1 protein-coding gene (running past one end of the window) is annotated in these 24,012 nt (G+C 70.5%); it reads right to left on the bottom strand.

Annotated elements, in window-relative coordinates; all coding sequences use genetic code 11:
• Window positions 1–24,012: the 5' portion of a hypothetical protein gene (locus tag SK854_RS09280; RefSeq protein WP_319974593.1), read on the bottom strand. The gene continues 6,624 nt to the left of window position 1, outside the view; the window shows 24,012 of its 30,636 coding nt (coding positions 1–24,012); the start codon lies at window positions 24,010–24,012; the stop codon falls past the left edge of the window.

Here is a 24,012-nt window from a genome sequence, read left to right as displayed (position 1 = left end):
CTGCGACTTCGGGTTCTCCATCGCCACACCGTCGCTGAGCGCGCCCAGCGTCGGGTCGACCAGCTTCGCGTAGACCTTGACGTCCGCGTCCTGGCCGAACGTCAGCGCCGCCTCGTGCAGGCCGGGAACCGTGATCGGGCCGGACAGCATGCCCGGCAGGTGCGGCTGCAGGTTCTCCGGGCTCAGCGTGGACAGCAGGCTGTTCAGCGCGCCCGTTCCCTTGCCGGTCAGGCCCTTGCCCGCGCCCGCGTCCTCGAGCGCCTTGATCGTCGCCTCGCGCAGGTCCTTGGCGCCGCGCAGGTTCTCCACCGACGCGCCCGGCTTCAGCGTGGCCGGACCGCCCTCCCGCTGCCAGTCCGCGGCGGCCTGGGGCGTGCCCTGGGAGGCCGGCTGCGGGGTCTGGGTCGAGTGGTGGGGCAGCGGCGGGAGCCCGCCGTCGACCTTGACCTTCTGGTTGTCCGCGTGCAGGCGGACGGTCATCTCCTGCGGGCCGCTGGGCGCGGTCGCGATGACCTTGTTCCCCTTCTCCACGACGAGCTCGAACTCGATCGGCACGGTGTAGCGCGCCGCCGGTCCGCTGCCCGCGCGGAAGCTGCCCCACTGGTCGGTCGTCGACGTCGAGACCGAGCTGCTCGTCGAGCCGCCGATGTTCGCCGCCGCCATCACACCGGCGGTGCCGGACACGTTCGGGTTCGCGCTGCCGGGAGCCGCGAGCCCCGGCGCCTTGAGACCGAGGCCCCAGCCGGTGCCGCGGCCCTGGCCGTCGGTGACCTTGTGGGAGCCGGAGATGGTCGACTCCATCTCGATGCCGTCGTTGACGACCTCCTGGAACGCCGGCGTGCCCGCCTTCGCCCGCAGGGTGACCTGGTAGGAGTCCTTGCCGAACGTGCCGGGCTGGTGCACCAGCAGCGGCACGCCGCCGTCCAGGGCGCTGTCGATCATCGACTTGACGCTGGCCGGCGAGCTGAAGTCGACCAGGCGCTGCAGGTTGCTCATCGAGTCCTGGAGCACCGAGCCGGGCAGCAGCGGGCTGCCGAAGCGCTTCGCGGTCTTCGTGTCGAGCTGGTTCGACAGGTCGGTGACCACACCGGACAGGTCCGGCACGGCCTCCACGACGGACAGGCCGAGCGCGCTCGAGTCGCCCTTGCCCACGGTCGCGGGCGGCGCCATCTTCGGGAAGTCGGGCTTGGGGACGTTCGGCTGCACGTCGGGCAGCAGACCCATCTCCCGCGCCACGTCCTCGGTCACGCGCACGAACACGGACTGGGGCAGGCTGACCGTCGCGCCCTCCGCCCTCGGCGTGCCGCCGTGCAGGAAGTTCCCCGCCCGGCTCTCGCCGACCACGGTGACGTCGGCGTCGAGCTGCACCAGCACGGTGCGGCCGCCCGCGGGCGTCACGTGGTTGCGGTCGTGGCTGCCGCCGATCTCGGTGCCCTTCGACTTCGAGTCCGACCACGGCGTGATCTTGCCTGCCACCGCGAAGCCACCGGCACCGCTGGCGGGCGTGGGCTCACCGGCCGGCGGCGCGGGGTCGTTCGGCTTGATCGGCACGTTGATGCCGCCGGTGATGTCGACCGACCTGTTCGTGGACGACGACTGGCCGGCCTTGTAGCCACCGGTGTAGGCGTTCTCGGTCGCCGTGTTGTCCGAAATGGACACCAGCTTCGCGTTGCCCAGCTTGAACGAGACCCCGATCGCGCCCGTGCGGTCGGTGACGCGCCGGTCGTACTTGAAGCCCTGCTCCTGCATGCCGGTCTCGGTCAGCTTGCGCAGGTTCGCCTTGATGTTCTCCGGGGAGAACATCTTGTCGATCTGGGCGCGCGACGCGGTGCCCGGCACCGTCAGCGCGGAGTCGCCGTTCGCCGCGCGGTTGAGCGCGTCGATGGCCTGATCGCGCAGCGCCGTCGTGTTCGCCACGGCTTCCACGTGCAGGAAGTCCGGTGACTTCTCCTTCGGCGTGCTGAGGAGCGTCTTGACCGACGGCGCGTCCTTCAGGGTCCTCGTCTCGGGCTTGCCCGGCTCGAAACCCTTGCCGGGATCGGAGTCGAGCGTCGAGCTGTCCGACACCCAGAGGTTGACCTCGCCCTTGATCGGCTTCAGGTCCGCGTCACCGGTGCCGGTCTTCGCGACCGTGGTCTGCTCCGGCGAGTGGAAACCGGGGGCGCCGGGCACGACCCGCCGCACCCAGGCCCGCGGCCGGGTGAACGTCGTGATCTCGACCTCGAACTCCACGTCGCCGCGGAACACCTGGGCGTTCGGGCTGCCGACGTTGAGCGAGGTGCTGTTGACCGTCGGACCGGCCGAGGTCTTGTCGGTCCACGCGTGGTTGTACTTCACGCCGAGCTGCGGCGTGGGCGTGAGCTTCGCGACGCTGGTCTCGCGGGGAATCACGACCTTGCCCTCGACACCACCGCTCCAGCCCTTGGTGGTGCTCGTGGAGCTGTCCAGCTTCGGACCGGTCGACGACGCGTCACGGACGTTGCGCGCGTCGGCCTGGCCGAGGTGCTTCGGGTCGGTCACCTTCGCCTTGACGGTGATGTTGACGTAGGTGTTCGACGTCGTGCCGCTGTTCTTCAGCTGCACCTGGACGCCGGGGCCCATCAGGCTGTCCATGTTGGTCTTCAGCGCCGCAGGGGAGAGCTGCGAGGTCAGCCTGCGCTGGTTCGCGAGCTGCTCGGCGACGTCCGCGAAGCCCTTGCCCTTGCTGCTGCTCGGGATCGCGTTCGGGTCGTTCCAGGTCGGCAGGAACTTGTCGAAGCCGGGCAGGCCGCGCAGCGACTCCTCGACCTGCGTCTGGACCTCCGAGGCCACCTCGAACTCGCCGACCTTGGCGCTGCCCGTGGCGATCGCGTCGGCCATGTAGGGCGGCGGGAACTTCTGGCCCTTGGTGGACTCGTCGACGATGTTGTTGCGCGTGCCGTCCGGCGTCGGCAGGCCGAGCTGGCCCGCCTCTGGCAGACCGAGCCGCATGTACGTGGTGACCGGGACCTCGACGTTCTTGCCGCGGGGAGTGCGGACCTCGACCACGGCGGTGACCTTGTACAGACCGGTCTCGCCCTTGAGCTGGATGCCGCTCTTGTGCGCGGTGTTGGTGCCCGCGTTGACGTTCTCCGCGATGCGCGCGGCGTAGCCGACGGTGGCGCCGACCTGGCCGCCGACCACGTTGGGCAGTCCGGCGTTGAAACCGAGGCCGGCGTTGAGGTCGCCACCGGACTTGGTCGTCGAGGACACGCCACTGCTGTGCGACGAGGACTCGTGCAGGCGGAGCTGCCCGGTGCCGAGCGTGCCGACCAGCTGTGCGGTCTGCAGCTTGGCCGTCATCTGCACCGCAGCGCCCTTGCTGGCGTGCGGGCTGATGAGGTCCGGCGACGTCACGTAGGCGCCGCCGAGCATCGCGCCGAGGTTGTTGCGGATCTCGGTGGGGCTCAGGAAGTTGAGCAGCGCCTCACGGCCGGGCGAGCCGACCTTGACGATCGACGGGTGCAGGTTGCGCGCCACGTCGTCGAACGCCTTCTGCGCGTTGTCGACCGACACCGCCTCGGGCGCGGGGTGCTCGAGCTTCGCGCCCCACGTCGTGTCGGTGGGGGTCTTCACGTCGGACGTGTTGCCCGAGGCCGTGATCACCGCGAGGTCGTTCGGGATCTGCAGCGTCACGTCGGTCCCGGTGGTGACCGGGTCGATGTTCGTGACGGTGCCGTCGGCCTTGGTGAGCGTGATGTCGTAGGACACGTTCACCTTGGCCGTCGTGGAGCCCTCACCGGCGCGGATGATCCGCTGGTCGGTGAGCGACGACGACATGCCCTGCGACTGCGCGGGCGTGGCGAACTGCGCCTTGCCGCCCAGCGAGCCGTACGGGCCGAACCCGCCGGTGGCCGAGGCCGAGCCGCCGATGTCGTTGGCCGTGGCGACGGTGTGCGTCGCCGAGGACGTGTTGCCCGACTGCGCGGTCGCGTCGACCTTGACGCCGGGAGCGTCCACCGGCGCGACGTCCGTCTGCGCCTGCATGGTGGCGCGGACGTTCGCCTCGTACCAGTTGTTGCCGATCTTGACCTGGAAGTTGCGGCCGTTGTCCAGGAACGACTCGAAGTCGCCCTTGATCGCCTGCTGGATGCGGGCGGCGTCCTCGGGCTTCAGGTTCGTGATGGCGCCCGTGACGTTCTCGGCACCGTTCACGTCCGTCGGCGCGATCGTGCCCAGCGCCTTGTTCTCCTGGAAGAAGCCCGGCAGGTTCTGCGCGTTCGGCATGACCTGGCCGACCGCCGGCGGCGCCAGCCTGGTCATCGGGATGACCGGGTTGGGCGGCGGCGGGGCCGGACGCGTCTCGACCTCGGGTGCGGGCGGTGCCGCGCGGTGCGACGGGCCCGCGTCCGGGTTGTGCGGGCTGAACGTCGACTTGCCGTTCGGGTTCGGCGTCCTGTCGATGTGCAGCTCAGGCCCGAACTTCGGTTCCTTCCACCTCTTCGCCTTGGCCTTGTCCGCGTCGGTGGAGTGCTCGAGGACCTCCGGTTTGAGGTCGTAGAACGGGTCGACGGTCGTGGTGCCGTCCGGGCCGTGGACGGTGATCGGACGGTTGAGCTTCGTCGCGAGCAGCTTGACGGCGAGTTCCTCCGCCTTGGCCGCCTTGACGTTGTCGGCGGCCTTCTGCGCCGCGTCCGCCCGGTCCTGCGCGGCGCGCTCCTGCGCCGTCAGCTCGGTGCCGCTCGTGCCCGAGTTGTCGACCGGGTGCGCGGTGGTGCGCACCGGGGCCGGCTGGGGCTCGATGAGCGCGTTGACCAGGTGGCCGTTCTCCAGGCCGTGCTGCTGGCGGAACCGCGCGATCTGCGTGGTCACGCTCTCCGAGGCGATCGAGCCCTGCTGGATCGTGCTCGTCCGCAGGTCCACCGGCGACAGGACCGGGACGGCCTTGCCCTTGCCCTTCTTGCTCGACCCCGGCTGGTTCTGGGCTTCGGCGGTCTGCGCGGCGTGCACGGCGTTGAACACGCCGTCCGTGCGCGGGGCGCCGACGTTCGGGGCGATGCCGTGCTCCAGCATCACGAACGTCCTGGTCACGTTGCTGTCGTTGTCCGACAGCGCCATGTTCAGGACCGTGGCCATCTTCTGCTGCTTGGCCGTCGGGACGATGTGGCCGAGCTCGGCCTCGGTGCGCGGCGGGAGCGGCTGCTTCTTGCCCGTGACCGGGTGCGGGGGCAGCTCCGGTCGCGGCGGCGGGTAGCTCTTCGGGTCGTTGTCCTGCGGGGGGACGCCCATGTGCCCGTTGCCGGGGATCTCCGCGGAGATCGCGTGGTTGAGCGTGTTCTTGTTCTCCCAGCCGAGCTTCAGCGAGTCGACCCTGGACGGGTTCCAGCCGCCGGTGGACCCGGTGTGCGTGTGCTTCCCGGTGGTCTCGTCGACGCTGTACTCGTGCGTGATGACCTGCTGGGGCTCGCGCTTGTCGAACGGCTTGTTGCCGGGGTTCGGCACACCGGCCTTGGACTTCTTGTTCTGTGCCTCGCCCCGGATGTCCGCGGGCGAGGCCTCGGCCTTGGCGGCCTTGGACGCCTGCCCGAGCTCACCGCCGAAGGTCCGGTTCGGCACGGTCTTCAGGTCGACGTGCGACTGGGACCACGACTTGCCGTCGGCCTTCGCGAAGTCGAGCGCGATGCGGGACAGGTCGGTGCCCACCGCGCCGTTCACGAAGTCGGTGGAGATGGTCTGGCCGCGGTACGGGTGGCGGTTGGTCTGCATGTCGACGTCGATGCCGGACTGGACGGCGACGGCGGTGACGGCGGCCTCGAACTCCGTGCCCCTGACGAACTTCTCGTTCTGCTCGATCTCGGCGTCGATCCGCGCCAGCGTCCTGAGCTGGATCTCCTCCGGCTTGCCGGGCTGAGTCCTGAGGTCGGCCTCGAGCTGGGCCTTGGCGGCCCTGAGGTCCGCGTTGAGCTCGGGTGCCGGGAGCTTGTTCTTGTGGATCTCCACCAGTTCGGCGCCGGCGAACTTGTTCATCGACTTGCCGAGGCCGTTGAACTCGGCCCCGCCGTCGCTGAACTTCACCGAAGGGTCGACCAGCGGGACGTTCGCGTCGATGAACAGGTTGGGCTCGGGCAGGTACGGCAGCAGGGGCGCCGTGTCCGACTGCCGGACCCGCGCGTCCATGTCGTCGTTCATCGCCTGCTGGAACTTCTGGACGAACGCGGCCCGGTTCTCGGGCTTGACGTAGTCCTTGGCCAGGTCCAGCTGCCGCTGCTTCTTGGGGTCCGGATCGGCGTCGAGGGCCTGCTGTTCCTTCGTGATCCGCGTCTGCACGTCCGCGATCAGCGCGTCCGCGTCGCCGACCCGGTACCCACCGGCGTACATCAGCGGGCGGATCGGGCCGGTCTCCGGCGAGTTCATCGACTCGGTGAAGTGGTTGAAGACGTCCTTGCCCGACGGGACCTGGCGCGAACCGGCGTCGAAGTCCTGAATGGACAGGTACGGGTGCGTGCCCTTGCCGTTCATCGCGCCGACGGCGAACTTCGTGGCGGCGCTCTGCATCGTCCCGTTGCGCATCGTGCCGTACGGGAAGCCCTTGCTCGGGTCGAACGGTGGCAACGGCACCAGGGCGATGGCCTCGCTCCTGGTCGCCACGTTGTTGTTGGCCTGGGCGATGTTCGCGTTCAGGTCGGCGTCGGACCCGATGGGACCGTTGACGCCGATGACGAACACCATGTTGCCCTTGAGGTCGCCGGCGTCCCTGGTGACGGCCTCGATGACCGAGTCGATCTCGCCCAGCTGGTTGTGGCCGACGATCATGTTGACCACGAACGACGGCGGCGCGTCCTGCTCGACGTTCTTCCTGAGCTGGTCGAGGTAGGTGTCCTTGGTGGGCAGCTCGACGGGGCCGTTGGCGAGGCTCGCGAACGCCGGGTTGTACGAGAAGTCGACGTTGCCCAGCGACAGGCCGGCGAAGCGGCCGGCCAGGTTGTCGAGGTCGGAGTCGTCGACGGTGTCCATGTCGACGTCGCCGTCGGCCTGGGAGTCGACCTCCATGTCCGCGCCGGAGTTGCTCGGACCGGCCTCGGCGTTGGTCCAGGTGTCGGCGGCGGGCTTCTTCTTGGTGGTCCGGTTGTCGGCCGGGGTGCCGTTGTCGCTCTCGGGGGAGCGGTCGCGCTTCTGCTTCGCGGGCCGGGTGTCGACGTCCGAGGTGGTGTCGGGACTGGTGTTCTGCGTGGGCTGGTACCCCGGGAGCGGGCCGGTGGAGTCCAGCCTGGTGTCGGGGACCATGACCTGGCTGGTCGCCGTGCGCTCGATCAGCCACAGGTGGCGCGGCCGGATGCCGGCGTCGGGCAGGTGGACGTCGGCGCCCATCATGCCGCCGTCGTTCTGGTGCACGCCGGAGTTGGTGTCGTGCTGCTGGAAGACGCGGGTCGAGTCCTTGTACTCGTCCGGGATCCCGAGGTAGTGCAGCGTTTCGTGCGCCAGGACCTCGGGGCTGGTCTGCGTGCCCCAGTGCGTCTGGTCCGGGTTGGTCGTCTTGTCGTCGACCTTGATGCTCGTGTGGGCGTCGGCCTTGTTGTCCGTGAACTCCAGGTTCAGGTGGAACTGGTCGCCGCTGGGCAGCCGGTAACCCTGGTTCAGCAGGTTGTCGACGCCGTTGTGCGCGTTCTGCTTGACCTGTGCGATGGCCTCCGGCGTCGTGTTCGCGGCAGGGTCGATGTGCACCTTGACGGTGTACTCCTGCACGAACTTGCCCGGGCTGGTCTCGATGCGGCGCAGGTCGTAGTTGATCAGGCCCTGGTAGGACTTGATGTTCGACGGCGTGCTGTTCGTGCGGACGTCGTGCACGACCTGGTCGACGGTCCGGACGTTCGCGTTCGCACGGCGGTCGGCCCAGGAGCTCGGGTCGGCCGGGTTGTTCGGAGCGGACCACTCGGCCGTCTTGGCCGGGTCGTGCCGCCACGACTCGTCGGTGAAGACGTCCTTGCCCCTGTGCGACTCCGCGGTCGGCGGGGTCATCCTCGGCGGCGCGCCACCACCCTTGATCTTCTTCGCGTCGCTCTTCGTGTCCGTGCCCGGAGCGGGAGGGGCCGTCGGTGCCGCGGCCGGCGCGGGACGGGACGAGCTCGCCTCCACGCCACCGCGGCTGGTGTCCACCACGGTGGATTCCTGCGGCCGCTGGTCGACGCCGGGGGTCGTGGTGGAGGCGGTCGTGGTCGTCGTGGGCGGCGCCGGCGGCGGGGTGTTCGCCGTGGCGTTGAACGCGTCGACCTCGTTGTCCACCTTGGCCTTGGCGTCCCACCACAGCTGCTGCTTGGCGTCCGCGTCGCGCCGGGCGGCGTCGAGCCTGGTCTCCGCGTCCGTGATCGCCTTCTGCGCGGCCGTCCGCTCGTCCACGATCTTCTGGTGCGCGTCCTGGGCGGCCGCGCGGGCGGCATCGGCCTTGGCCGCGGCCTCCTTCGGCCCCTGGAGCTCGGTGCGGGCGTCCGTGGCGGCCTGACGCTGGGCGTCGAGCTCCGCACGCGCGTCGGCGACCTGCTGCTGCGCGTCGGCCAACGCGGTGTGCGCCGCGTCGGCCTCCTGCGTGAGCCGGTCGATCTCGGTCTGCGGCGCACCGTCGGCCCAGGCGTCGCTGACCGCGTTGTCGGCCACCTGTGCGTCCTGGCTCAGCGACACGACCTGCGCGTTGAGGTCCTTGATCGTGGCGCGGGTCTGGCCCGCGTCGCTGATCGTGTCGTCGAGCGCCGTCTGGAACGGCGTGACCTCGGCCTCGGCGGCGACGTGCGCGTCGGTCGCCGTCTTCAGCTTCGCCGAAGCGTCGCTCAGCGGCTGGTCGGTCCGCGCCAGCACGGCCGCGGCCTCGTTGATCGCGTCCTGGGCGTCGTGACGGGCCTTCTCGACGTCCTTCTCCGCGGTCCGCCAGTCGTCGGCCGTCTTCTTGACGTCGGCCTGGGCGTCCTTCAGCGAGTCGCCGAGCGGCTGGTTCAGCGTGGCCTCGACCTCGGTGGCGGGCATCCGCACACCGGCGGAGCCGGGCACCGACAGGTCGACGACGGAGGTCTTGCCCCCGATCGTCGCGACCACGCGGTACTCGACGTCGTACTGCACCAGACCGGTGCGGGACGTGTCCTTCGGCTTGACGTTGCCGCCCTGGGCCTGCGCGGGACCGCCGGACACGCCCGACGAGTCCTCGTTCGCGTGCCGCAGCTCGACACCACCGGTGCCGAAGTTGACGGTGTCGGTCGGGGCGCCCTGCTTGACCGCGGCGCTGCCCTGGGCGAGACCGACCGACACGTCGGCCGAGTCGGCCACCTTGGCCTCGCTCGAGGTCTCGGTGGTCTTCGTGGTGAGCGGGGTGTCGACCTTGACGTCGTCGCTGAGCGAGCCCAGCTGCGGGTTGACGAGCTTCGCGTAGACCTTGACGTCGGCGTCCTGCCCGAACGTCAGCGCGGCCTCCTTGAGGCCGGGCACGTCGAGCGGGCCGGACAGCATCGACGGAAGGTGCGGTTGCAGGTTCTCCGGGCTGAGCGTGGAGAACAGGGCGTTGAGCGAGCCCGTGCCCTTGCCGGTCAGGCCCTTGCCCGCGCCCGCGTCCGTCATCGCCTTCACCGCGGCGTCACGCAGGTCCTTGGCGCCGCGCAGGTTCTCCACCGACGCGGTCGGCGGCAGCTTCGAGGCACGGGTGTCCTGCTGGAACGCGGCCGTCGCCTCGGGAGTGCCGAACTCGCTGCCGCGCCTGCTCGCCGCGGACATGTACGGCTGCGGATTCCCGTGACCGGTGGTCGGCTGGGAGACCTTCTGGTTGTCCGCGTGGGTGCGGACGACCATGTCCTGCTTGTCGCTCTTGGCCTCGGCGACGACGCTGTTGCCCTTCTCCACGACGAGCTCGAACTCGATCGGCACGTTGTAGCGCGCCGCCGGTCCGCTGGCCGTGCGGGAGCTGCTGAACGCCTCGGTGGTCGAGGTCGTCACGGAACTGCTCGTGCTGGCGCCGATGTTCGCGCCCGCGGCGACACCAGCGGTGCCCGAGACGTTCGGGTTCGCGCTGCCCGGCGAGGCCAGGCCCGGTGCCCGGACGCCGGCTCCCCAGCCGGTGCCGCGGCCGACGCCGTCGCTGTCCTTGCGGGAGCCGCCGGTGCCGTGGGACATGTCGACGCCGTCGTTGACGACCTGGTCGAACTTCGGCGTGTCCGCCTTGGCCCGCAACGTGACCTGGTAGGAGTCCTTGCCGAACGTGCCCGGCTGGTGCACGAGCAGCGGCACACCGCCGTCGAGCGCGCTGTCGATCATCGCCTTCACGCTGGTCGGCGAGTTGAGGTCGACGATGCGCTGCAGGTTGCTCATCGAGTCCTGGAGCACCGAGTCCGGGATCAGCGAGCCGCTGCCGAACTTCTTGGTCTTCGTGGCGAGCTGGGTCGTGAGGTCGTTGACCACACTGGACAGATCCGGCACCGACTCCACGTTGGACAGACCGAGCGCGCCCGGTTCGCCGACCGCGACCGTCGACGGCGGTGCCATCGTCGGGAAGTCCGGCTTCGGCACGTTCGACTCGACCTTGGGCAGCACGCCCAGCTCACGCGCGACGTCCTCGGACACCCGCACGAACACCGACTTCGGCATGTCGACCGTGACGCCCTCGGCGTGCGGCGTGCCGCCGTACAGGAAGTTCCCGGAGCGGCTCTCGCCCACGATCGTGAACTCCGCGTCGATCTGGACCAGGACGGTCCGCGCCTCTTCCGGCGTGGTCCTGCCGCGGTCGACGTTGCCGCCGACCTCGGTGGAGGTGGTCTTCGAGTCCGACCACGGCGTGAACTTGGCGGTCACCGCGGCGCCGCCGGACCCGCTCGGGTTCGTCGGCGTGCCGGCGGGCGGCGGGGTGACGTTCGGGCGCACCGGGACGTTGATGCCCGCGGTGACGTCGACGGACCGGCTGGTCGTGGACGACTCACCGGCCTTGTAGCCGCCGCTGACCGAGTTGTCGGAGCCGGTGTTGTCCGAAATGGACACGAGCTTCGCTTCGCCCAGCTTCACGGACATGCCGATGGCGCCGGAACGGTCGGTGACGCGCCGGTCGTACTTGAGGCCCTGTTCCTGCACGCCGGTCTCGATGAGCCGCTGCAGGTTCGCCTTGATGTTCTCCGGGGAGAACATCTTGTCGATCTGGGCACGCGAGGCGGTGCCCGGCGTGGTGAGCGCCGAGTCGCCGTTCGCCGCGCGGTTGAGCGCGTCGATCGCCTGCTCCCGCAACGCCGCGGTGTTCGCGACCGCCTCGACGTTGAGGAACTCCGGCGACTTCGGCCGTGCCTCCTTCGGGGCGAGCAGTTCCTTGACGGTCGGGGAGTTCTCGAGCTGCGTGGGCTTGGGGTCACCGGGCTTGAAGCCGTCGCCGGGGTCGTTCTTGAGCGTCGAGCCGTCCGACACCCACAGGTTGACCTTGCCGTCGATCTTGTCGAGGCCCGCGCCGGTCTTGGCGACCGTCGTCACCTGCGGCGCCTGGACACCGGGCGCGCCGGGCACGACGCTGCGCACCCACGTCCGCGGCCGGGTGAACGTGGTGATCTCGACCTCGAACTCCACGTCCTGCTGGAACACCTGCGCGTCCGGGCTGCCGGGGTTCGTCGACGTGCCGGAGACGGCCGGTCCCGCCGAGGTCTTGTCCGTCCACGAGTGGCTGTAGGACACACCGGCCTGCGGCGTGGGGGTGAGCGAGGCGACGCCGGTCTTGACCGGGATGTTGACGCGGCCCTGCACGCCACCGGTCCAGCCCTTGGTGGTGCTGGTGTTCGCGTCGAGCTTCGGGCCGGTCGTGGTCGAGTCGCTGACCGGGCGCGCGTCGGCCTGGCCGAGGTGCTTGGGGTTGCTGACCTTCGCCTTGACCGTGACGTTGACGTAGGTGTTCGTCGTCGTGCCGGAGTTCTTCAGCTGCACCGAGACGCCAGGTCCGAGCAGGCTGTCCATGTTGGCCTTGAGCGCGGCGGGGGAGAGCGTCGCCGCGATCTTGCGTTGGTTCGCGAGCTGCTCGGCGACGTCCGCGAAGCCCTGACCCTTGCTGCTGCGCGGGTTCGCGTCCGGGTTGTTCCACTTCGGCAGGAACTTGGCCATGCCGGGGATGTCCTTCAGCGCGGCCTCGACCTGGGGCTGCACCTTGGCGGCGGGCGTGAACTCGCCGACCTTCGCGTTGCCGGCGGCGAGCGTGTCGGCGACGAACGGCGGCAGGTACTTCGTGTCCGCCGTGGCCGGGTCGGTCGTCGAGTTCCTGGTGCCGTCGGGCGTGGGCAGTCCCACGGCACCGGCCTCGTTGAGGCCCATGCGCATGTGCGTGGTGACTTCCATCATCACGCTCTCACCGGACGGGGTGCGCACCTCGACCTCGGCGGTGACCTCGTACAGGCCGGTCTCGTTCTTCACACCGATACCGGTCTTGTGGCTGCTGCTCGACCCCGCGTTCACGCCCTCGGCGGTGCGCGTGGAGTAGGTCGCGGTGGCGCCGACCGTGCCGCCGACCTGGCCGGGCACGCCGATGTTGCCGCCGAACCCGGCGGTGACGTCGAACCCGGTCTTGGTGGACGCGGACACACTGCTGCCCCAGGACGAGGTGTCCTTGAGGTCCAGCGCCGCCGTGTCGTGCGTGCCGACCAGCTTCGCGTCCTTGAGCGTCGCCTTCATCTGCACCGCGCCGCCCTTGCTGGCGTGCGGGCTCATCAGGTCGGGCGACGTGACGAAACCGCCGAGCATCGCGGGCAGGTTGTTGCGGATCGAGGTGGGGCTGAGGAAGTTCTGCAGCACCTCGCGGCCGGGCGAGCCGACCTTCGTGATCGACGGGTGCAGGCCGGCCGCGACGTCGGTGAACGCCTTGCCGGAGTCCTTGACCACCACGGCTTCCGGTACCGCGTTCTCGACCTTGGCGCCCCAAGCGGCGTCGGTCGGCGTCTTGACGTCGGAGGTCTTGCCGGAGTCGACGATCTTGCTCAGGTCGGCGGGGATCTGCAGCGTGACGTCGGTGCCGGTGCTCAGCGTCGAGAACTGCTTCACGTCGCCGCTCGCGTCGGTCAGCGTGACCTCGTACGAGACCGGGACGGTCGTCTTCTTCGAGCCGTCGTCCGATCCCTTGATCGCCCGCGCCTCGGTGGTCGAGTTGCTGGTCGACTGGGAGACCGCCGGCGTCGCGAGGGCCGCCTTGCCGCCCAGCGAGCCGTACGGGCCCATCGGGACACCGGCCGTGGCCGAACCACCGACGTCGTTGGACGTGGAGATCGAGTTCGAGGTGCCCGTGGCCGCGGCCGCCTGGTAGCTCTTGTCGACCTTGGTGTCGGCGTCGGTCTGGACGTTCGTCGTGGCGTCCGCGTGCATCTCGGCGCGGACGTTCGCCTCGAACCAGGCGTTGCCGATCTTCACCTGGAAGTTGCGGCCACCGTCGAGGAACGTCTCGAAGTCGTTCTCGAGGGCGTCCTTGATGCGGGCCTGGTCGTTGGGCTTGAGGCCTGGGATCTCGGCGACGACGGCGTCGGCGCCCTTGACCTCGGTCGGGAGGATCGAGCCGAGCGCCTTGTTGTCCTGGAAGAAGCTCGGCAGGTTCGTGCCGGGGACCTGGCCGACCGGCTGCGGCGCCATCGTGGTCATCGGGATGACCGGGTTCGGCGTCGGCCTCGGTGGCGCGGGACGGGTCTCGACCTCGGGGGCCGGCCTCGTGTCCGCGTCGGGCTCCGACCGCGTCTGGACGTCGGTCTCGGGCGTCGGCTGGGTCTGCACGTCGGCCGGGGCGGGAGCAGGAGGCGCGGGACGCGTGTCCGCGTCCTGTCGCGCTTCCTGGATCTCCTGGGTGAAGTCCCGGAACGCTTCGAGGTGGCTGGTGTTGTGCCCACCCGTCCGCGCGTCCTGGATCTGCTGGTCGACATGGCTCTGCACGGCCGCGATGTCGGCGTCGCTGAACTGGCGCCAGCCGGGCGCGTCGACGTCGGCGGGCAGCTGCAACCCGTACGCGGTGAGCGACGCGTCGCGGTTGGCCGTGAGCTGGTCGACCTGGTTCTGCCGCCACTGGACGTCGCGGCCGGCCCGCTCCCGGCGGGCTGCCTGGTCGTCCAGCATCGACTGGGTCTTGAGGGCGTCGGGCACCATGTCGGCGGCGTTCCACCGGGTGCTGTCGGCCTTGGCCTTGGCGAGGCCCTGCTCGGCGATCTGCGTTCGCTGGTCGTAGAGGTGCGGGGGACCGGCGTGGCGGGAGATGTCGATCGCGTTCTGGATCGCGGCCGCACGGTCCGGGTTGTTGCTGTACGCCGGGTTCTGCTGCATCTCACGCAGCGCCGGGGTGTCCAGGCCGTACAACGACGCCGCGAACGACCGCGCCGGCGTGCCCTCCTGGACGGGACCGAAACCGCCGGGGACGACGAGGTCCACGTCCGGGTTCGCGGGCCGCGCCGCCGGGTCCTGCATGAACGGGCCCGGTTCGGCACGGGGCGCGGGCGCCGGTGCGGGCTGCTCTACCTGCGGGTTCCCGTCGGCCGCGCGGTCACGGACGTCGCCCGCCGGTGGGGGCGGCGCGTCGTTGTCCGAGTGGACGGACGAGGCGTCGTCCGCCTGGACCGGCGGCGTCTCCGGCCGGTAGGGCACTGCCGAGTCGATGAGCTGGAGGTCCTGGAGCTGGCCGTAGAGCTGGTCCAGCTCCGGGGTCGGCTGACCGGCCACGCGTGCGTCGCGGATCAGGTCCGTGACGTGGTCCTGGAGGACCTCGACGTCCTGCGGCGTCACCGACTGCCAGCCGGGAGCGTTCAGGTCGTCCGGCGGCAGGTTCAGCGCGTACGTCGTGAGCGCGTCCTTGCGGTCGTACTGCAGCGTCATCAGCTCGTTGGAGAGCTGCGACTGTTGCTGCTTGAGCTCCTGCTGCTGGGCCTGGCGCTCGGCTTGGTCCGTGCGCATCAGCTCGGACTTGAACATGTCCGGAAGCGCGTCGGTGACGTGCTTCAGGTCGGTCGCCTTGCGGTGCTTGTCGTTGATCTCGGTCTGGAGGTCGCTCAGGTGCTGCTGGATGCCACCGGGCTTCTGCGCGATCTCCAGGTTGCGGGACATCTGGTTGATCTCTTGCACGTGGAACGGGTCGTTGCGGTGCTGCACGGCGAGGTCGGCGAGCTCGGCGGGGGTCTTGCCGAAGAGCGAGGCCCTGAACGCCGCGAACTCCTGCCGCGGGTTGAGCCCGCGGTTGTCCGGCTGCACGTCGAGATCGGACTGGGCGTCGAGATCGGACTGCACGTCGATGTCCGACTGCACGTCCGACTGGACGTCGACGTCGGACTGCACGTCGGAGCCGGGACCGTTGAGGGCGGCCTCGTTCGCCAGCTCCTGGCGGCGCTGCTCCAGCTCCAGCTCGAACTGGCGGTTGTTGAACTCCCGGGTCCTGGCATCGAGGTCGCGCAGGCGTTCCGCGCGCGCTTCGATGTCCGCGTTCATCTGCTCGATCTTGGCCTGGGTGGCCTGGATGTTCGCGTACATGTCCGCGGCCTTGGCGAAGCGGTTGTCGTAGTCGGGGTTGCCGACGAACGACAGGTTGTGCTCCGTCCGCTGCACCTGGGCCTCGGCCTCGGCGATCTTCGCGTCGAAGTCGACCGAGCTGTCGACCTCGCCGCCGAACATGCGGGTCAGGAGGCCGTTGATGCCGGTGTTCGCCGACTTGCCGTTGCGGTAGTTCTCCAACGCCACCTTGGCGTCTTCCAGCTGGGTGGACAACCCGTCCAGGCCGCGCGTCGAGGCGTGGGAGAGCACCTTGCGGACGTCCGCCTCGTTCTGCACCCGCGTCTGCAGGTCCTTGAGGCTCTGCGCGTCGAAGCCGGCGTTCTCCGCCGCCGCGATCTGCTGGGTCAGGTGGGCGTCGAGCTGGGTGAGCGTGGCCGGCTTGATGCTCGCGAGCCCGTCAGCGTTCGGGCCCGCGACCTGGGTGTCGATGATGTGGGTCATGCCCACGTTCGGGCCCTCGGCGTTGAGGGTGTCGATCTGGCTGTTGGTGTTGTTCAGCAGATCGGTGAGGGTCGCGACCTGCTCCTTGATCGCTGCCGTCTGCGCGAGCTCCTGCGGGTTCTGCATCGCCTCGGGCTTCCAGGAGCCCTTGGACTTCGCGTCGTCGATCCGGCTCTGCAGGTCCGCCGACCGTTGCATCAGGTCGTTCGTGAAGACCTGCGGACCGCCGGGGTGCGCTGCCGCGCGCTTGATCAGCTGGGTCTTCTGCGCCGCGTCGTAGAGGCCCTTGTCCTGGCGTCCCTTGTACAGGTCGCCGACGGTCTGGTTGACCTCAGCGGAGGACTTGCCGCCGAGCCAGGCCTCCATGCCGGCGCGGACCTCCTGCGGCGTCGGGCCGCCGAGAGCGCCGAACGTGCCGTTCTGCGAGGAGACCTGCACCTGCGGCGCGCCCGCGGGGCCGTGGACGGTCTGCACGCCGTTGTTGTCGACGACGAGCTGCACGCCCAACGACTGCGCGACCGTGTCAGGCAGGTGCGCACCGACCTGGGAGTCGGCCCACGACGGAGTCTGCAGACCCGTGGTGACGAGGTCGGCGGAGGTCGGCATCGCGCCGTTCTCCTTGACCTGCTGCGTCACGTGGTTGACCACGTCGGCGTCGCCCGGCTTCATACCGTCGGTGCTCACGACGTCCCAGCGCTTCGACGAGCCGTTCGCGAGGTCGTTCGCGAGGTTGTCGCGCCACTGGTCGAGCTTGGCGCCGGTGTTGGGGCCGGGCACGTTCGGTTCGAGGTCGGGGTGGAACTTCGCCAGCGTGTCGGGATCGGTCTGGCTAGCGACCCAGCTCGACAGGCCGTTGGGCGTCAGGCCGGGGTGGTTGTGGTTCTGCGGGTTCTGCGCGACGTCGTTCAGCACGGCGTCCACAGTGGACTTGACGTCGCTGGTGCCGACCACCGGTGACGCGTTCGGGACCGGCGCGTTCTGGAACGCGGCGCTGCGCAGCACCGACTCGACCAGACCGACCTTGTCGAGGTTCGGCAGGTGGTTCTGGGTGTTGGGCCGGACGTCGGCGTCCACGTCGGAGTCGACGTCCCAGCTACCGGGCAGGTTCGGCGTGTCCGAGGGCATCGGCCGCGTCTGCACGTCGGGGCCGGGGGTGTTGCTGTCGGTGTCCGGAGTGGACGGTGCGGGCGTGCTGTCCGCGGCGGGCTTGGGAGTCCAGTCTGCGGGCGGCGGCACGGTCGCCGGACCGGCCGGGTTGATCGTGGTGTCGGGCACCGCGACCTGGCTGTTGGCGTTGTTCTCGATCAGCCACAGGTGACGAGGCCGGATGCCGGGGTCGTCCAGGTGGATGTCGGCGCCCATCATGCCGCCGTCGTTCTGGTGCACGCCGGAGTTCGTGTCGTGCTGCTGGAAGACCCGGGTCGTGTCCTTGTACTCGTCCGGGATGCCCAGGTAGTGCAGGGTCTCGTGGGCGAGGACCTCGGGGCTGGTGTTGGTGCCCCAGTGGGTCTGGTCCGGGTTGGTCGTCTTGTCGTCGACCTTGATGCTGGTGTGCGCGTCGTTCTTGTTGTCGGTGAACTCGAGGTTCAGGTGGAACTGGTCGCCGCTGGGCAGCCGGAAACCCTGGTTCAGCATGGAGTTCACGCCGTTGGTGGCGTTCTCCTTGACCTGTGCGATGGCCTCCGGCGTCGTGTTCGCGGCAGGGTCGATGTGCACCTTGACGGTGTACTCCTGCACGAAGTTGCCGGGGCTGGTCTCGATGCGGCGCAGGTCGTAGTTGATGAGTCCCTGGTAGGACTTGATGTTCGACGGCGTGCTGTCCGTGCGGACGTCGTGCACGGTCTGGTTGACCGTCCGCACGTCGGTGTCGTTGCGGCGGTCGGCCCAGGTGCTGCGGTCCGCCGGGTTGCTCGGGTTCGACCACTCCGCGGTCCTGGCCGGGTCGTGGCGCCACGACTGGTCGGTGAGGACTTCCTTGCCCTTGTGCGACTCCGGGGTCGGCGGCGTCATCGCCGGCGGCGCACCGACCTTCGGCACGTCCTTGCGGGTGCCGTCGGGGTTCAGGTTCGACTGCGGTGCGGGCGGTGCCGGGGGAGCGGGCGGGGCCGGCGGGGCCGCGGGCGGCGGGGTGGCCGGTGCGTCCCTGGTCGGCGCCGGGCCGTTGCCGGGGGTCTGCTGGGTGTTCTGGGACGGCGCGTCGGTGTCCGCGGACTTGTTCGTGTCGGTGTTCGGCCTGACGTCGGTGTTGCCGGGCGCCGGGGGCGCGCTACGGGTGCCGTCCCCCGGGTCGGTGCCGGGGTTGGACTCGGCGTCGAAGAAGGCGTCGTTGTCGGAGTCGCTGTCGGAGTCGCTGTCGGAGTCGCTGTCGGACTCGGCGTTGGTGTTGGCGCCGGTGTTGGTCTCGACGTCGCTGTCGAACCCGAAGAGGCCGCCGCTCATGTCGGGTCCGTCGGATTCGGTGTCGCTCTCGACGTCGCTGCTGGTGCCGGGGTTGGACTCGGCATCCACGTAAACGTCGTTGTCGGAGTCGCTGTCGCTCTCGACGTCGCTCTCGGCGTTGGCGCCGGTGTTGGTCTCGACGTCGCTGTCGAACCCGAAGAGGCCGCCGCTCATGTCGGGTCCGTCGGACTCGGCATCGCTCTCGGCGTTGGCGCCGGTGTTGGTCTCGACGTCGCTGTCGAACCCGAAGAGGCCGCCGCTCATGTCGGGTCCGTCGGACTCGGCATCGCTCTCGGCGTTGGCGCCGGTGTTCGTCTCGACGTTGGTGCTGGGGGTCGTGACGGCGGGAGGCGCCACCGAAGCAGGGCCCTGCTGGGCCGGGGGCGTCGATTCCACCGGCGTCTGCGGACTCGGCACCTCGGCGTCCGGCGTCTGCACTGCCGGGGCAGGCGGCGGCGGGGACGGCGGGTCCAGCCGCAGGGTCAGCGCCTGGAGAACCTGGTTGTTCTGCGGTGCGCGAGCGTCCTCGAACACCTGGGAGAAGTACTTGCTCTCGGGACTGTCCTTCTGCGAGAGGTTCTTCAGCAGGTCAGCGAGCTGGGCAACGTCGTTTCGAGCCGAATCCGGATCGGCGGGATCGACCGGATCGACCGGGTTGTTGCTCGGGAAGTCGTCGGCCAGCTGTTGCTGGAGGTCCGGCTTCCGCGACTCGAGCAGATCGATGATCTGGTCCAGTTGCTCCTTGGTGAGGTCGACCGCATATTTGGAGTCGTCGAGGAACTCCGGCGACGGCTGGTTGCCGTCGATGACGCTGCTGATCTCGTTGGCCGAGGCTTCGGGGATTCCGGAAAGGATGTTCGTTACCTCCGCGCCCCGGCCGTGGAGCGCGGGCGAGAGCATGGAGGCGATCTGGGAGACAGAGCTGGCTGCCTCGTCGGGGTCGCGGTCCGGCGACACCACGTAGTCCCGGAGCGCCGAGAAGGTCTCGATGGCCGTGGTCACCTTGAACGCCTGCTTTGCAGCCGACGGGTTCTTGGGGTCGGAGTCCGCTTGCAAGGCCGCGTCGACGGCTGCGGTCCATGCGGTGTCCGCTCGCAAGCCGTTGCTCGCGTTGTTCAGGTTCGTGGTGGCGGCGTCGGCACCGGGGACGTTCGGATAAGGGGTCTTGCTGGTGAGAACGGAGATGTTCGGCCGTTCGACGAGGTGCGCGAGGTTCGTGGAGTTCGCGCCCTCGTTGATCGCGGGCAGGGTGCCGAGCTGGAAGACCTGCTGGAACACCGCCTGCGGCATGGACCCGGTGTTCACCACCAGGACGTCGCCCTGCTTCAGGTCGTCGATCTTCTGCTGCAGGTCGGGTGAGGTGATGTCCGCGCGCTGGATCCCGTCCACCTCGAGCTGCGGCACGAACCAGACCGACGAGGGGGTGATCTCCATCATGATCGCGGGCTGCTGGTTCAGCGAGTGCAGAGCCATCGCGAGGTGGTTGGACACGCCGGGACGGCTGATGGGGTCGACAGCCACGAGGCCGTAGACCGGCATCAAGTCGGCCTTGCCGCCCAGCACCGCGTCGGCGACCTTCTTGATGCCGTCCGCCTTCGCGGGGTTGGCGGGCATCTCCTGGTCGATGAGGTCGGCCAGTTCCTTCGGATTGGTGATCTTCGGCACGTCGTAGACGTACCTGGCGTCCGGGCTGATGTGCGGGTCCAGATCGATGATCTTGACCTCGCTGCCGGGGCCGTCGCGCTTGATGAGAAGCCGCTTGCTGCTGTCCCAGGCGTAAGGCTTGAGGATGACAGCTTCGTTGACGTTGTTCTTGTTGAGGTAGTTGGTGGCGGTGTTCGTGTCATGCGCGTTGAGTGAGTCGTCGCCTGCCGACATCAGCAACGTGTTGCTGTCGGCGGGATGGTTCGGCGAGCTGGTGACCTCGACCGGCTGCAGGTCCGGCGTGATCAGGAGGTCCATCTTCGCCACGGACTCCGGATCGGTGACGAAGGTGATCTTGTCCTTGTAGCCGCCGTCGCGCAGCGCCTTCACCAGCGTCGTCGCGGCGGCCTGGTGGCCCAGCCCCGCCGCGTTGTCCACCGCGACGACGACATTGTCGACGTCCGACAGCAGGTCCTTCACCGTCGGAGCGGCGTCGGAGGTCGTGGCCTCCTGCTGGGCATCGGTGGACGAGTCGGCGTCGGACGCACGTCCCGTCTCCGCGTTGGGGTTGGGATTCGATCCGGCGGCCACAGGCGGCAGCACGACCAGGCCGGGCGTGAGGTTGGCCGTCGTGTTCGGGTTCGCCGTGGTGTTCGGGTTCGGCGCCGCGCCGGTGGGCGGCGGGGGAGCCGGCCGCGTCTGGACGCTCGGGTCGCCGGGGTTGGGCGTGTTCGTGTCCGGGGTGGGCTTGGACCCGGCAGGGGGAGCGTTGGTCTCGGGCTTCGGCGTGTTCGCGGGCGGGACGTTCGTCGCCGGAGTGGGCGAAGGCGTGTTCGTCGGCGGGACGTTCGTCTCGGGCCGCGGAGACGGCGTGGAGGCCGGGGGAACGGTGGTGTTCGGCGTGTTGGCCGGCGGAGTGTTGGTCTCGGGCTTGGGAGCCGGGTTCGGGTTCGGCGAGGTGTTCGCCGGGGGAACGTTGGTCTCGGGCCGCGGAGACGGCGCGGGCGTGTTCGCCGGAGGCGTGTTGACCGGAGGCGTGTTCGCCGGCGGCGGCGTGTTGACCGGAGGCGTGTTGGTGTTCGGCGTGTTGACCGGAGGCACGTTTGCCGGCGGCGTGTTCACCGGAGGCACGTTCGCGGGCGGCGCCGGGCGCGTCTGCACGGGCGGTGCGTCGGCACGCGGTGGCTGTGCGGACGGCGTCGTCTCCGAACGGGGAGACGGCGTGTTCGTCGGCGGGACGTTGGTCGACGGCGCGTTGGTCGCCGGGTTCGGCGAAGGCGCGTTGGCCGGCGGGGTGTTGGTCGCCGGGTTCGGCGAAGGCGCGTTGGCCGGCGGCGCGTTGGTCGCCGGGTTGGGTGCCGGCGCGTTGGCCGGCGGGGTGTTGGTCGCCGGGTTCGGTGCCGGCGTGTTGACGTTCGGCGTGGGCGACGGCGTGTTGACCGGCGGCACGTTCGCGGGCGGCGCCGGACGCGTCTGCACGGGCGGTGCGTCGGCACGCGGCGGCTGAGCCGACGGCGTTGTGTCCTGGCGCGGCGACGGCACGTTCGTGTTCGGTGCGGGCGACGGCGCGTTGGTGCTTGGCGACGGCGTGTTGGTGCTCGGCGCGGGCGACGACACGTTCGTGTTCGGCGCGGGCGTCACCGGCGGCGCGACCGGAGCCGGCCGCGACTGGGCGGCGGGCGGCGGCACGTTCGCCGCGGGAGGCGGCGTCGACACCGGCGGCGTGCCGGGCCGGTTCTGCGCGGGCGGCGCGACGTTCGTGTTCGGCGCGGGCGCCGGCGAAGAGACCGGTGGCGTGCCAGGGCGGTTCTGTGCCGGGGGTGCCGTGTTCGGCGAGGTCGTCGAAGGCGCGGTGGCCGCGGGAGGCGGCGACAGCGGCGTCGGCTTCGGGGCCGGAGGCGGCGTGGAGGGCGACGTCTGCGGCGGGGCCTTGGTGATGGTGCTGTCGGGCGAGGGGGGCTTGGGCGCGTCGAACACGCCCTTCGCGCCGCCGCCGGCGGGGGTGAACTTGCTGCCGCCGCGTTCGCCACCGGTCGCACCGGGGTTCGCACCGCCGCCAGGTGCCATCGGCGGCGCCATGGGAGGAGCGGCCGAGGCGGAAGGCGTCACGCCGGGAGCTCCACCGGCCCGAGGGCCGGCGCTCTGCGGCGGGGTGGCGACGGCGCTCTGCGAACCGGGCGCCGTCGGGCCGCCGGGGTTGCCGGGGCCGTTGTAACCGGGCGCCGTCGGCGTGAACGCGGCGGGGCTCTTGGCACCGCCGCCAGGCGACGAGGAGCCAGGAGTCGCACCACCGGCGGGCGGCGTCGCACCACCGGCGGGCGGCGTCGCGCCACCCGTGGGCGGAGTGCCGCCGACACCCGGCTTCGGGGCCGGGGGCGGGGTGGAAGGCGAGGAAGACGGCGGGGCCTTGGTGATGGTGCCGTCGGGCGAGGGGGGCTTGGGCGCGTCGAACACGCCCTTCGCGCCGCCGCCGGCGGGGGTGAACTTGCTGCCGCCGCGTTCACCGCCGGTGGCACCACCGGGGTTCGCGCCGCCCATCGGCGGGGCCATGGGGGGTGCCGCGGGAGGCGTCGCACCGCCACGCGAAGGCGACGTCACCGCGTTCTGCGGGCCGGGAGCGGACGTGGCGGGCTTGGTACCGGCCGCGCCACCGGGAGTGTTGGGGCCGTTGTAACCGGGCGCCGTCGGCGTGAAGGCCGCGGGGCCCTTGGCGCCGCCACCGGGGGTCGCGCCGCCGGGCGTCGCGCCCCCGCCCTTGCCTCCGCCTCCGGGAGGCGTCGCGCCGGGCGCCGTCGGCGTGTAGGGCGCCGGGCCCTTCGCGCCACCACCGGGCGTGGCGGGCGACTTGCCGCCGCCGGCGGCGGTGGCGCCGCCGGGCGGGGTGTAGCCGGGCGCGGTCGGGGTGAAGGCCGCGGGGCTCTTGACGCCACCGGCCGCGCCGCCCTTGCCACCGCTGGCGTTGGTGCCGCCGGGTGGGGTGTAGCCGGGCGCGGTCGGGGTGAAGGCCGCGGGGGCCTTCGCGCCGCCGCCAGGCGTGGCGCCGGTGCCGCCCTTGACGTTCGGGGCCGCGCCTGCGGAAGGCCCGCCGGGGGTCTTGGCACCGGACGTGCCGCCCTTGGCGCCGTTACCGCCGGGTGGGGTGTAGCCGGGCGCGGTCGGGGTGAAGGCCGCAGGGGCCTTGGCGCCGCCGCCGGGCGTGGCACCGGCACCGCCCTTGATGTTCGGTGCCGCGCCGGCTGCGGCACCGCCGGTGGTCTTCCCGCCGCCGGGCGTCGCGCCCGTGCCGCCCTTGCCGCCGGGTGGGGTGTAGCCGGGTGCGGTCGGGGTGAAGGCCGCCGGGGCTTTGGCGCCACCGGGCGTGGCGCCGGCACCGCCCTTGATGTTCGGAGCCGGGCCTGCCGCGGCACCGCCGGTGGTCTTCCCGCCGCCGGGCGTCGCGCCCGCGCCGCCCTTGATCGCCTGCGGACCGGTGACGCTGGGACCGCCGGGGCCCTTGGCGCCGCCGCCCGTCGCGCCGCCGCCGCCGTTGATCGCCTGCGGGCCGGTGACGTTGGGGCCGCCAGGAGTCTTGTTGCCCGGCGTGTTGGTGCCGGCGCCGGGCACGTTCTTCGCGCCGGTGGTCGAGTCGATCGACTTGATGTTGGTCTGGTTGGTCTGGTCGACCTGCACCGCGGTCTGCTGCGTCGCCTTCAGGTTCGTCTGGACCTCGGTGAACGCCTTGGCGCCCCGGTCGGCCTGCGAGACGGCGTTGTCGTTGGACGCGTTGAGCGCCGGCACCGCGAACAGGCCAATGGGCCCGAGCGCGTTGCCGCTGAAGTTCAGGCCCCGCAGGCCGGACGAGATGCTCGTCAGCCGGGACCCCAGGTCACCCGCCTTGTTCTGCAACCCCTGCATCGAGGAGTCGTTCATGGAGAAGCCGCTGTTGCCGGTGGGGCCGCCTCCGCCCGTTCCGCTGGTGGGCGGTGCCGAGGCGGGAGGGTTGGCTCCCGGGTTCGGCGCTGGGTTGGGATTGACGTTCCCCTTGGCCAT

This window comes from Lentzea sokolovensis (assembly GCF_033949975.1).
GTDB classification, from domain to species: Bacteria; Actinomycetota; Actinomycetes; order Mycobacteriales; family Pseudonocardiaceae; genus Lentzea; species Lentzea sokolovensis.
Note: the sequence above shows the minus strand (reverse complement) of the source record. Positions and strands in the feature narration are given on the sequence as shown.